Origin of the sequence: Psychrobacter sp. AOP3-A1-26, from assembly GCF_052378235.1 — a bacterium.
Classification (GTDB): domain Bacteria; phylum Pseudomonadota; class Gammaproteobacteria; order Pseudomonadales; family Moraxellaceae; genus Psychrobacter.
In genome coordinates this window covers 1-13,607 of sequence record NZ_JBQSXN010000085.1, presented here as the reverse complement: position 1 = coordinate 13,607, position 13,607 = coordinate 1, and the positions used below count along the sequence as shown (strand labels likewise).

Here is a 13,607-nt window from a genome sequence, read left to right as displayed (position 1 = left end):
GTTAAGCTATACAGCGATGAAAAATAGCTTTTATAAAAATATGTTTATCAAAATAGTATTGATATGGTTTAACAAGCATAGCAATTTTATATCGGTTGTTTTGGGCGTTTATCATTAAAAATATCATTAATTGAATTAACCTAATTAAATATTGCCTTAAAACTTGCATTCTCATTAAAACCTTGTATAATTATCAGCCTTAACACCCATAGGCGATTGGCTCAATTGGTAGAGCATCGGTCTCCAAAACCGAGGGTTGTAGGTTCGAGTCCTACATCGCCTGCCATCTTCTTATTATATCTTTGTTGTACCTCCATCATCTCCGAAGCGAGTTCTTTATGAGCAATAATCAAGATAACCTCGAGAATAAGTTATCTGATGCCAAGGTGGGTGCTGGTGGAATGCTGTCTAAAGATAAGCACGTATCAGCGACAAATACATCTGCCGTTGAAATTGCCAAGACTGGCTCTATCAAAGATGTGATTTTGTGGCTATTAGCCGCAGCAGTTTTAATCGGTGCAACGTTAGTCAATCAATATCTACCCGGCTATTGGCAACCTGCCAATGATTTATGGGTACGTATTGCGATTATCGTTGCACTTTTTGTGTTTGCATTGGTCTGTTTGGCAATGACGCATCAGGGTAGTGCCTTTAAAACCCTATTAAAAGATGCTGCTGTCGAATTACGCCGTGTGACATGGCCTGGCAAAGACGAGACCTTTCAATACACATGGCAAACGATAGTCATGATTGCGATTGTTGGTTTTATCGTTTGGCTATTAGATAACTTTTTTAATTGGTTCGTGGGTATTTTTATTGGTTAATGTCGCGTATTAGCGAGTATTAACCCAAAATTACTTATAACGAATTAACTTCAACGACTTAACTTTAATGATCAGGAGCGTGATATGCGTTGGTATATTGTCCAAGCGTTTTCAGGATATGAAAAGCAAGTACAACGTTCATTAACTGATCGTATTAATCGTAGTGACTTCGCTGAGTCGTTCGGTGATGTATTGGTTCCTACTGAAGAAGTCGTCGAAATGAAAGACGGCAAAAAACGTAAAAGTGAGCGTAAGTTCTTTCCAGGCTATGTATTGATTCAGATGGAAATGAACGACAACACTTGGCACATCGTCAAAGATTGCCCACGTATTATGGGCTTTGTTGGCGGGACACCAGAAACGCCAGCACCGATTACCCAAGTAGAAGCTGATCGTATCTTGAACCGTCTCAATCAAACTGAAACCGACCCACGTCCTAAGACTTTATTTGAGCCCGGCGAAGAGTTGTTGGTTATCGATGGTCCATTCACTGACTTTAAAGGGTTGGTTGAAAAAGTGGATTATGAGAAGTCTAAGCTACATTTAACCGTAAACGTATTTAATCGACCGACTCAGGTCGAGCTTGAGTTTAGTAAAGTTGAAAAACTAGACTAAATAGCGGTATTAATTAACACGGTACTAATTGACACAGTATTCATCAACCGGGGAGCTGTTAATCAACCAGGTATTTATATATCACATTGATTTGGCGCTATTACCCATTTAGGAGAAAATCATGGCTAAGAAGATTGATGGTTACATCAAACTACAAGTGCCTGCAGGCAAAGCAAATCCTTCACCACCGATTGGTCCAGCATTGGGTCAAAAAGGCGTGAACATCATGGCGTTCTGTAAAGAGTTTAACGCTGCGACCTCAAGTCAAGAGCCGGGTCTACCGATTCCAACTGAGATCACTGTATACAGCGATAAGTCTTTTACCTTCATCATGAAATCACCACCAGCTGCGTACTTATTACGTAAAGCTGCTGGGATTACTAAAGGTTCTGGTGCGCCAAACACGGCTAAAGTCGGTAAAGTAACACGTGAGCAATTAGAAGAAATCGTCAAAACTAAAGACGCTGATCTAACTGCTGCTGATCTTGACGCTGCAGTCCGTACTGTTGCTGGCACCGCCCGTTCGATGGGTATTACCGTGGAGGGTGTATAATGTCTAAGCTAACCAAACGTCAAAAAGAAATTCAAAGCCGTATCGTACACGAAAAGCAATACACCATTGAAGAAGCGGTACAAATCTTAAATGATTTGCCAGCGCTAAAATTCAAAGAGTCTATTGATATCGCAGTAAACTTGGGCGTTGACCCACGTAAATCTGATCAAGTCGTACGTGGCGCTACCAACCTACCTGCGGGTACTGGTAAAACCAAACGCGTTGCTGTATTTGCTCAAGGCGCTGCTGCTGAAGCCGCTAAAGAAGCCGGTGCTGACATCGTTGGTTTTGAAGACCTAGCAGAAGAAATCAAAGCTGGTAACATGGACTTTGACATCGTTATTGCTGCTCCTGATGCAATGCGTGTTGTTGGTCAATTAGGTACAATCCTAGGCCCACGTGGTCTAATGCCTAACCCTAAAGTCGGTACGGTTACGCCTAACGTTGCTGAAGCGGTCACTAACGCTAAAGCTGGTCAAGCACAGTATCGTGTTGACAAAGCGGGTATTATCCACACGACTATCGGTCAAGTTGGCTTTACCGCTGAACAAGTCATGCAAAATGCGCAAGCGCTAATTGCTGACCTTAAGCGTGCTAAACCTGCTACTTCTAAAGGTACTTTTATTAAGAAAATTACCTTGTCTAGTACGATGGGTCCAGGTCTGATCATTGATCCAGTACCATATCGTATGGCTAAATAATTATATACGTGCTTAATATTTAACGATTTTGAATAAAAGCACAAACTATTTTAAAAATTAGGTCAGCGTAGCAAACGCTATGCTGTCTAAGACCGTAGGTAGAGAGCAGTTTAGAAGGATTAGAAATGGCTCTTTTGAGTTATTATTAATAACAATAAGCTGCTTTTGTTAATCGGCGACAGATGAAAATCTTAGTTGTCCTACGCAGACGGTGACCCACCCAGTTGTTGATAAGAGCCGATAGGGCAACCTATCACTTGATGTCATTCTGATAACGGTGCCGTAATCAGTCGTTATTCGTAGACTTTATCTTCATTAAGTTTACATATAACGTGTCGTATCAAGTCAGTCCAAGCGAGTGGTTTGATTATTGAAAACTTAGGTTTTAAGTGATTAAATACTCAGCTGATTGATAAGATTAAAGGAGTCAACTTATGGCATTAACGCTAGAGCAAAAACAACAAGTTGTGGCTGAAGTGTCTGAAGTTGCTGCTAATGCTTACTCAGCAGTAGCTGCCGAATATCATGGTATTGGTGTTGCAAAGCTTACTAAGCTGCGCGAACAAGCCCGTGAGAAAGGCGTTGTTTTGAAAGTGGTAAAAAATACCCTAGCAAAACGCGCTTTTGAAGGCACTAAGTTTGAGAGCATGTCAGACCGTATGACTGGTCCACTACTTTTGGCTTTCTCTATGGAAGACTTGGGTTCTGCTGCTAGAGTCGTTTTCGACTTCAGCAAAGAAACCAAGGCTTTAGAGACCAAATTGGTATCAGTTGGTGGTGTGGTTTATGGTCCAGAAGAGCTAGAGCGCGTATCGAAGCTACCAACTCGCGACGAAGCAATCTCTATCTTGATGGCTACTATGAACGCACCAGTGACCAAGCTTGTCCAGACTATGAACGCAGTTCCTGGCAAGTTCGTTCGCACTGTTGCAGCAATCAAAGACGCAAAAGAAGCTGCTTAATTGCTTGTTTTAACGTAACTTTGACATCGCTGATTGCACTTTATTGTCAACACTATTTGAAAATTTGGCAAGCAATCAAAGCGATATTAAAATCAATTAATTTTTATCAGATAACGGAGAGTTCTCATGGCACTATCTAAAGATGATGTGTTAAACGCAATCGCTGAAATGTCAGTAATGGATATCGTTGAATTAATCAGCGACATGGAAGAAAAGTTCGGCGTAACTGCTGCTGTAGCTGCTGCTGCACCTGCTGCTGCTGCTGAAGGTCCTGCTGCTGAAGAAAAAGACGAATTTGACGTTGTTCTTGCCAGCTTTGGCGAGAAGAAAGTTGGCGTAATTAAAGCCGTTCGTGAAGCGACTGGTCTTGGCCTAAAAGAAGCGAAAGATTTGGTTGAAAGCGCTCCAGCTCCAATCAAAGAAGGCGCAACTAAAGCTGAAGCTGAAGAGTTGAAAAAGAAACTTGAAGAAGTTGGTGCAACTGTTGAACTAAAATAAGTTTAACGCTGTACAAAAAAAGCTGGTAATGCCTTGCATTGCCAGCTTTTTTTTACTATAATTCGTAGCTTGACCTTTTGTGTCTGCCAATAGTCGTATCATAAGCGGTGGATACCCATCAAAAGGACAGACGATATACATGCAAGCACACATGCTAGTTTTTGAAATCAGTTAATATAAGCTAAACGTCCATAGATGTTTGGCATTTTTTTGTGTCTGCATACTTTCCTATTAACACTATAGTTTATACTGATTCTGAATGTTACTGATTCTGAAATTTATAGTTATCCCAGTTATTATTATTCTGAAAACGGTTCAATCTGAAAACGGTTCAATAAGTTATCTAGCATGGTTTTACTGTCGGTTTATAAGCTTGTAGACAGTAGATATCAGCGACGATATTGGTTTTGATAGCAGCTCGCTTAGTGAGTGGTTTAGATGAAATATTAACAAAAACTATCTCTGTGCGACAATATTAGTAAAATAAGCCCTCAGGGTGACATTTTACAAACAGTATGATATTGAATTTCTTGGTTTGGATGGTCATATAGATTGACTTAGATGACGATGACAAGATCGAATGAAGTGCGCTAAGTAAGCACTGATTAATGAAGTAGTAATTGACACAAAGATATGAGTTGAACACCAACACTTATTTTATATTATCGTTTACGTTGCTAGGTTTGTATAGTATTTATGCACGCCAGCCACGCTTTTAATTTGTTTCCACGTTTACTGTAAGGACTCTCGATGGCATATTCTTATACTGAAAAAAAGCGTATTCGCAAAAGTTTTGCTGAATTGCCCACTGTGATGGACATTCCCTATTTACTGTCTATCCAAGTAGATTCTTATGAGCAATTTTTGCAAGAGCACAAAAAGCCAAAAGCTCGTGAGAATACTGGTTTGCAAGCTGCGTATTCCTCTATTTTCCCAATTGAGAGTCACTCTGGTAACGCAGAGCTGCAATTCGTTGAATATTATTTAGGAACGCCTGAATTTGATGAGCGTGAGTGTATCTTACGTGGCTCAACGTTTGCTGCGCCTATGCGTGTCAAAATTCGTCTGATCATCAAAGACAAAGACAGCAAAGATAAAGACAGCAAAGCGGCGATTAAAGACATCCGTGAGCAAAGCGTCTATATGGGTGAGATGCCATTGATGACGGCAAACGGTACTTTTATTATCAATGGTACTGAGCGTGTTATCGTTTCTCAGCTACATCGTTCACCTGGTGTGTTCTTTGACCATGATAAAGGTAAGTCGCATTCGAGTGGTAAGGTGCTTTATAACGCCCGTATCATTCCTTACCGTGGCTCATGGTTAGACTTTGAGTTTGATGCCAAAGATTTGGTTTTTGCTCGTATTGACCGTCGTCGTAAACTACTGGCGTCTATTATTTTACGTGCTTTAGGTTTAACCACTTCTGAAATCTTAGATTTGTTCTTTGACAAAGTAGCCGTTTATAAAGGTGAAGAGCAGTTCGAGATTGATTTGGTTGCCGATCGCCTGCGTGGTGAGATGGCTCAGTTTGATATCGTATCACCAAAAGGTGACGTCATCGTAGAGCAGGGCAAACGTATTAATGCGCGCCGTATCCGTCAGCTTGAAGAAGCGGGTATGACCAAGATTGCTATACCTGACGAATATCTATATGAGCGTATTTTAGCTGAAGATATCGTGGTTAACGATGAAGTAATCGCTAAAGCCAACACCCTAATTGACCATGAACTATTGGTTAAATTAAGTGCGTTTGAAGCCAGTGAATCTATCAAAGAATTCAGTATTCTATTCACTAACGATATCGATCAAGGCAGTTATATTGCCGATACGCTACGCGCTGATAGCACTTCAAGCCGTGAAGAAGCATTGATTGAGATTTATAAAGTTATGCGTCCAGGTGAGCCACCAACGGTTGAAACTGCTGAAAAACTATTTGAAAGCATGTTCTTTAACGCTGATCGTTATGACTTATCGAATGTCGGTCGTATGAAATTCAACCGCCGTTTAGGTCTTGAATTTGACAACACTGATAACCCTGATATTCAGCGCGAACGTAGTGTATTGACCAATGACGATATCGTTAATGTGCTTAAAGAGCTGGTTGAAATCCGTAATGGTCGCGGCGAAGTCGATGATATTGACCATTTAGGTAACCGCCGTATTCGCTCAGTAGGCGAGATGGCAGAAAACCAATTCCGTGTTGGCCTAGTGCGTGTTGAGCGTGCCGTTAAAGAGCGTTTAAGCTCAGCTGAATCTGATAACTTGTCACCACAAGACTTGATTAACTCCAAGCCTGTAGCGGCTGCGGTTAAAGAATTCTTTGGTTCAAGCCAGTTGTCACAGTTTATGGATCAAAACAATCCATTGTCAGAAGTGACGCATAAACGCCGTGTATCAGCACTAGGACCTGGTGGTCTGACCCGTGAGCGTGCAGGCTTTGAAGTACGTGACGTACATGATACCCATTATGGTCGTGTATGTCCGATTGAGACTCCTGAAGGTCCAAACATTGGCCTTATTAACTCACTAGCGACTTTTGCTAAGACCAACAGCTTTGGCTTCTTAGAAACGCCGTATCGCCGTGTGGTTGACGGTAAAGTTACGGATATCATTGAGTATCTATCAGCGATTGAAGAAGTGGGCACTGTGATTGCACAAGCCGACTCGCCAATGACTGAAGATGGTGCGCTGTCTGATGAGATGGTCAGTGTGCGTAGCTATGGTGAATTCGTGCGTATGCCACCAGAAAAAGTGACGCATATGGATGTGTCGCCAAGTCAGGTGGTATCGGTAGCAGCAGGTCTAATTCCGTTCCTAGAGCATGATGATGCTAACCGTGCCTTGATGGGCTCAAACATGCAACGTCAAGCGGTTCCAACGCTACGTGCTGATAAGCCGTTAGTTGGTACAGGCATGGAGCGTCACGTTGCGCGTGACTCTGGTGTTTGTGTGGTTGCTAAGCGTGGCGGTGTGATTGAAGACGTTGATGCATCACGCATTGTCGTTCGTGTTAATGAAGATGAAATGGTCGCTGGTGAAGCGGGTATCGATATTTATAACTTGATCAAATACACACGCTCAAACCAAAACACTTGTATTAACCAACGCATCATCGTTAACCAAGGCGATGAGATTGCCTTTGGTGATATCTTAGCCGATGGTCCATCAACGGATCTTGGTGAGCTAGCATTGGGTCAAAACATTCGCATCGCCTTTATGCCTTGGAATGGTTATAACTTCGAAGATTCGATCTTGTTATCTGAGAAAGTGGTGAAAGAAGATCGTTTCACTACCATTCATATTCAAGAATTGACTTGTGTGGCGCGTGATACCAAGTTAGGTACTGAAGAAATCACTGGCGATATTCCAAACGTTGGTGAAGCCGCACTTTCTAGCCTTGATGAAGCAGGTATCGTTTATATTGGTGCTGAAGTGGATGCTGGTGATATCTTAGTCGGTAAAGTCACACCAAAAGGTGAGACCCAACTAACACCAGAAGAGAAACTACTACGGGCTATCTTTGGCGAAAAAGCTGCTGATGTTAAAGACACGTCGCTACGTGTACCAATATCAAGCAAAGGTACGGTTATCGACGTACAAGTCTTTACCCGTGACGGTGTTGAAAAAGATGCGCGCGCCCGTGCCATCGAAAAATTACAGCTCGATAGCTATCGTAAAGATTTAAAAGAAGAGCTACGTATCTTTGAAGAAGCAGCTCGTGGACGTATTGGTAATCTTTTAGATGGCCAAAAAGTCAGCGGCGGTTCTGGTCTAAAAGCTGGTACGGTGATGGCATTGGCTGATATGAAAGATATGAGCCTTGAGACTTTGCTTGATATCCAGCCAGTTGAAGAAGAAATCTCTGAGCGTCTAACGCAAATCGCTGATTATTTAGTTGATAAGCAAAAAGACATCGATGTGAAATTTGCTGAGAAAAAACGCAAATTAACGGCTGGTGATGACTTACAACATGGCGTACAAAAAATCGTTAAGGTCTATCTAGCGGTTAAGCGTCGTATTCAGCCTGGTGATAAAATGGCGGGTCGTCATGGTAACAAAGGTGTGGTATCGCGCATCATGCCAGTTGAAGATATGCCTTATGATGAACACGGCAATACCGTCGACATCGTACTGAATCCGCTTGGTGTACCATCGCGTATGAACATCGGTCAGGTTCTAGAGACGCATTTAGGGATGGCGGCGAAAGGCTTGGGTGAAAAGATTGACGGCATGCTAAAAGCGCAAGCCGCCATCAAAGAGTTACGTGAGTTCTTAGATAAAATCTATAACAAAGTTGGCGGCGAACAAGTTGATCTTGATAGCTTAAGCGATGATGACATCATGGCACTATCGGCTAACTTACGCGGCGGTGTTCCCATGGGCACGGCGGTATTTGATGGCGCACATGAGCATCAGGTCAAAGACTTGCTAGAGCTTGCAGGTATGGATCGTGATGGTCAGCAGACATTGTATGACGGCCGTACCGGTCAGAAATTTGACCGTAAAGTGACGGTTGGCTACATGTATATGCTCAAACTCAACCACTTGGTTGATGACAAAATGCATGCGCGCTCGACTGGCTCTTACTCACTAGTCACGCAGCAGCCGCTCGGTGGTAAAGCGCAATTTGGTGGTCAGCGTTTCGGTGAGATGGAAGTGTGGGCACTAGAAGCTTATGGCGCGACTTATACGCTACAAGAAATGCTGACGGTGAAGTCGGATGACGTTGAAGGCCGTACCCGTATGTACAAAAACATCGTCGATGGTGAGCAGTATATGGATCCAGGTATGCCTGAATCGTTTAACGTACTGACCAAAGAAATCAAATCACTGGGTATTAATATTGAGTTAAAACAAAGCCACTAATGTAATTAATAATTAAGCAACGCAGCATAATTGATTACAACCTTAGTTATTGACCAAAAGCAGCACGCTTATTGCTGCTGTTTTTGGTAATTTGTCTCAACCCTATTCATTGCCTTCATTCATCTTATATGCGTCAATCACACGCTATCAGATGATTATAAAGATAACGGAGAAGCAACTTGAAAGATTTACTCGATATCATGCAAAGCCCTACCGGCAACGGTAATCAAGAGTTTGATAGCATTCAAATCACGTTAGCCGCACCTGACGTGATTAAATCGTGGTCACATGGCGAAGTAAAAAAGCCTGAAACCATTAACTATCGTACGTTCAAACCTGAACGTGATGGACTATTTTGTGCCAAAATCTTTGGACCTGTAAAAGATTTTGAATGTCTGTGTGGTAAATACAAACGCCGTAAATTCCAGGGCGTTATCTGTGAAAAATGTGGCGTTGAAGTCACTACTGCTAAAGTCCGTCGTGATCGTATGGGTCATATCGACCTAGCCAGTCCTGTAGCGCATATTTGGTTCTTAAAATCACTGCCAAGCCGCATTGGTCTATTGCTAGACATGACGCTTCGTGATATTGAGCGTGTGCTATATTTTGAAAGCTATATCGTGACTGAGCCTGGTTTGACCAGTCTTGAGAGATATCAGCTGCTTGATGACGAAGACTATTACAAAGCGCTTGAAGAGTTTGGCGATGAATTCACCGCCAAAATGGGTGCTGAAGCGGTTCAGGATTTGTTAAAAGATATCGACTTAGACCTTGAAATCGATGAGCTGCGTGAAGCGATTCCACAGACGGGTTCTGAGACTAAGCTTAAAAAGATGTCTAAGCGTCTAAAATTATTAGAAGCATTCCGTGATTCTAATAACAAGCCTGAGTGGATGGTAATGAATATTTTACCAGTACTACCACCAGATTTGCGCCCGCTAGTACCGCTAGAAGGTGGTCGTTTTGCGACTTCAGATCTTAACGATTTATATCGCCGCGTGATCAACCGTAACAACCGTCTAAAGCGTCTATTAGAGCTAAGCGCCCCTGATATCATCGTACGTAACGAAAAACGTATGTTGCAAGAATCAGTTGATGCGTTATTAGATAACGGTCGTCGCGGTCGTGCGATTACGGGTAGTAATAAGCGTCCATTGAAATCTTTGGCTGATATGATCAAAGGTAAGCAAGGTCGTTTCCGTCAAAACTTACTTGGTAAGCGTGTTGACTATTCTGGTCGTTCGGTCATCGTTGTTGGTCCAACGCTACGTCTGCATCAGTGCGGTTTACCGAAGAAAATGGCACTCGAGCTATTCAAGCCATTTACTTATAACAAACTATTATCTCATGGTTTGGCAACGACGATTAAAGCTGCCAAAAAGATGGTAGAGCGTGAAGAGCCACAAGTTTGGGACATGCTGGCCATGGTTATCCGTGAGCATCCAGTATTACTTAACCGTGCACCAACACTTCACCGTTTGGGTCTACAAGCATTTGAGCCAGTATTGATTGAAGGTAAAGCTATCCAGCTTCACCCTCTGGTTTGTACCGCGTTCAACGCTGACTTTGATGGTGACCAAATGGCCGTTCACGTGCCATTAACGTTAGAGGCCCAGCTGGAATCACGTGCGCTGATGATGTCGACCAACAATATCTTGTCACCTGCCAACGGCGATCCAATTATCGTACCGTCACAGGATGTGGTATTGGGCTTGTACTATATCAGCCGCTCGTCAATCAATGCCAAAGGTGAGGGCATGATATTCGCCACCGTCAATGAAGCCTTACGTGCGATTGGTTCAAACGATTTGCATGTAAACGCTAAAATTAAAGTACGTGTGACCGAGACACATATTGACGAAGATGGTAACGAAACCAAAGAAATTAGCTTAAAAGAAACGGTTGCTGGTCGTTTACTTATTTGGAACGTCATGCCTAAAGGTATGTCGTTTGATGAATGTAACCAAGAAATGACCAAGAAAAACATCTCACGTTTGATTAACTCTTGCTATCGTAAAGTAGGCGTTAAAGACAGTGTTATGTTTGCTGACCAATTGATGTATCTTGGTTTTGCTCAGGCCACTCTATCAGGTGTGTCTATTGGTATCGATGACATGGTCATTCCACCGAGCAAAGTGCAAATCATTGAGACAGCAGAGTCAGAAGTTCGCGAGATTGAAGATCAATTTGAGCAAGGCTTCGTCACAGCTGGTGAGCGTTATAACAAAGTTGTCGATATCTGGTCACGTACCAATGATAAAGTCGCGAAAGCGATGATGGACAACTTAGCCACTGATAAAATGATTAACGCAAAAGGGGAGGAGGAAGAACAAAAATCCTTTAACTCTATCTATATCATGTCAGATTCTGGTGCTCGTGGTAGTGCCGCACAGATTCGTCAGTTAGCAGGTATGCGTGGCTTGATGGCAAAACCGGATGGCTCAATCATTGAAACACCGATTAAAGCCAACTTCCGTGAAGGTTTGACCGTACTTCAGTACTTCATCTCAACTCACGGTGCGCGTAAAGGTCTAGCAGATACGGCACTGAAAACCGCTAACTCGGGTTACTTGACTCGTCGTTTGGTTGACGTGGCGCAAGATTTGGTTATTACCAGTGATGACTGTGGTACCGAGCAAGGCTTGCTCATGAAACCACACATTCAAGGTGGTGAAATCATCGAGAAGCTGGGAGAGCTAGTGCTTGGTCGTGTCACGGCGCGTGATGTCGCTTATAATGATGATGCAGATAAAATCTTGATTCCAGCCGGTACTTTGATCGATGAGCATTGGGTTAACATCCTTGATAACAACGCGATTGATGACATCTGGGTACGTTCAGTCATTACTTGTGATGTTGAGCATGGCGTTTGTTCGCAGTGTTATGGTCGTGACCTTGCTCGTGGTCATAAAGTGAACATCGGTGAGTCAGTTGGTGTCATGGCTGCGCAGTCTATCGGTGAGCCTGGTACTCAGTTGACGATGCGTACTTTCCACGTCGGCGGGGCTGCAAGCTCAGCGTCTGTGGACAACAGTATTTCGGCACGTAATGCTGGTCAAGTACACTTTGAAAACATGAAAACAGTTGAGCATGTCGATGGCCATTTGGTTATCGTATCGCGTTCAGCTGAGCTAGCGTTGACCGATGAGCTGGGTCGTGAGCGTGAGCGCTATAAAGTTCCTTACGGTTCTAGCGTTCTAGTGAAAAACGAAGAGCAGGTCGAAGGCGGTCAAACCATCGCTAAATGGGATCCGCACACGCATCCTATTATCACAGAATTTGCTGGTACAGCACGCTTTAGTGATATCGTTGATGGTTCGACAGCGACGGTTAAAGTCGATGATGCAACTGGTATGAGCTCGTTTGAGATTCTAGCCACGCGTGACCGTTCAAGCTCAGCGAAGGATTTACGTCCTGCGATTGTCTTGAATACAGATGAAGGTAAGGAAGTGGTTTACTTCTTGCCCGCTGAAACCATTATTCGTGTTAGCGATGGTGAAAAAGTCGCCGCAGGTTCGATTCTAGGCCGTGTACCACAAGCGTCTTCAGGTACCAAAGATATTACCGGTGGTCTACCACGTGTTGCTGATTTGTTCGAGGCACGTCGTCCGAAAGATCATGCCATCATGGCAGAAATGACAGGTGTGGTGAGCTTTGGTAAAGAGACCAAAGGCAAAAACCGCTTCATCATCACTAATGAAGACGGTGAGGTTCATGAAGAGCTGATCCCGAAATGGCGTCAAATCAACGTCTTTGAAAACGAGACAGTTGCACGCGGTGAGGTGATTGCGGACGGTCCACAGAACCCGCACGATATCCTGCGTCTAAAAGGACAAACCGCGCTTGCTGATTATATCGTCAACGAAGTACAAGACGTATATCGCTTGCAGGGTGTAAAAATCAACGATAAACACATCGAGGTTATTATCCGTCAGATGTTGCGTAAAGTTGAAATTACTGACGGCGGCGATTCAAGCCACTTTAAGGGCGATCAGGTAGAGTATGCTGATATTAAAGCGTTGAACGCTAAACTGGAAGCAGAAGACAAATTCCCAGTGAAGTACGAGCGTCAACTACTTGGTATCACCAAAGCCAGCTTGGCAACGGAAAGCTTTATCTCAGCTGCCTCTTTCCAAGAAACCACACGTGTCCTAACGGCTGCTGCGGTTACTGGTAAAGTCGATGAGCTACGTGGTCTGAAAGAAAACGTGGTCGTTGGTCGCTTGATTCCTGCTGGTACGGGTCTTGCTTATCATAAAGCCCGTAAAGACAAAGCGGATCAGAAGCTACAAGATAAAGACTTGAATGCAGCCTTTGATATGACGGCAAGTACTGACAGCAAAGACTTTGCGAGCTTTGATGAAGCCTTTGCCCAAGAGCTTAATCAAGATAATTAATCGCTCAGCTAAACTCTAGAGTAATAATAAAAAAGCCAGCCTAAGTCGCTGGCTTTTTTGTGTGTGCAAAAAAGTAAAAAACATGGTGGGGTTATCTAAAAGAATATAGTTAAAATACTTTAAAAACGCTACGATACTGCGGGTATAGTTTTTTTTGCAGCCTCTGTCTGCGTAGGCACAGCAAGCAA

The 13,607-nt window shown here is 43.2% G+C and carries 8 protein-coding genes and 1 tRNA gene; all 9 read left to right on the top strand.

Translation table 11 applies throughout. From position 1 onward, the window contains the following. The first annotated feature begins 210 nt into the window (after positions 1–210). The 9 genes from ACT3TU_RS11830 to rpoC all read left to right on the top strand — a co-directional run bounded on the left by ACT3TU_RS11830 (position 211) and on the right by rpoC (position 13,419). Positions 211–286 (top strand) — tRNA-Trp (locus ACT3TU_RS11830). 52 nt (positions 287–338) lie between these two features. After that, positions 339–824 (top strand): preprotein translocase subunit SecE, encoded by a 486-nt coding sequence (secE, locus tag ACT3TU_RS11825; protein ID WP_444784409.1) that lies wholly within the window; start codon positions 339–341, stop codon positions 822–824. Positions 825–908: 84 nt separating this feature from the next. Then, on the top strand, positions 909–1,439 hold the full coding sequence (gene nusG, locus ACT3TU_RS11820; RefSeq protein ID WP_192524400.1) for a transcription termination/antitermination protein NusG: 531 nt from the start codon (positions 909–911) through the stop codon (positions 1,437–1,439). 121 nt (positions 1,440–1,560) lie between these two features. After that, positions 1,561–1,992: a 50S ribosomal protein L11 gene (gene rplK, locus ACT3TU_RS11815; protein ID WP_192524401.1), complete on the top strand. Its 432-nt coding sequence runs from the start codon at positions 1,561–1,563 to the stop codon at positions 1,990–1,992. After that, positions 1,992–2,693: a 50S ribosomal protein L1 gene (gene rplA, locus ACT3TU_RS11810; RefSeq protein ID WP_192524402.1), complete on the top strand. Its 702-nt coding sequence runs from the start codon at positions 1,992–1,994 to the stop codon at positions 2,691–2,693. Before rplK ends, rplA begins: the two co-directional genes overlap by 1 nt. A gap of 434 nt (positions 2,694–3,127) precedes the next feature. Further along, a complete protein-coding gene (gene rplJ / locus ACT3TU_RS11805) occupies positions 3,128–3,655 on the top strand; it encodes a 50S ribosomal protein L10 (protein ID WP_192524403.1) in 528 nt (175 codons plus the stop codon). A 126-nt stretch (positions 3,656–3,781) separates the two neighbouring features. Further along, positions 3,782–4,153: a 50S ribosomal protein L7/L12 gene (gene rplL / locus ACT3TU_RS11800; RefSeq protein ID WP_192524404.1), complete on the top strand. Its 372-nt coding sequence runs from the start codon at positions 3,782–3,784 to the stop codon at positions 4,151–4,153. A 750-nt stretch (positions 4,154–4,903) separates the two neighbouring features. Then, on the top strand, positions 4,904–9,022 hold the full coding sequence (gene rpoB, locus ACT3TU_RS11795; protein ID WP_192524405.1) for a DNA-directed RNA polymerase subunit beta: 4,119 nt from the start codon (positions 4,904–4,906) through the stop codon (positions 9,020–9,022). Between the two features lie 179 nt (positions 9,023–9,201). Then, positions 9,202–13,419, top strand: a complete 4,218-nt coding sequence (rpoC, locus tag ACT3TU_RS11790; RefSeq protein WP_192524406.1) for a DNA-directed RNA polymerase subunit beta' — start codon at positions 9,202–9,204, stop codon at positions 13,417–13,419. The last annotated feature ends 188 nt before the right edge of the window (positions 13,420–13,607 follow it).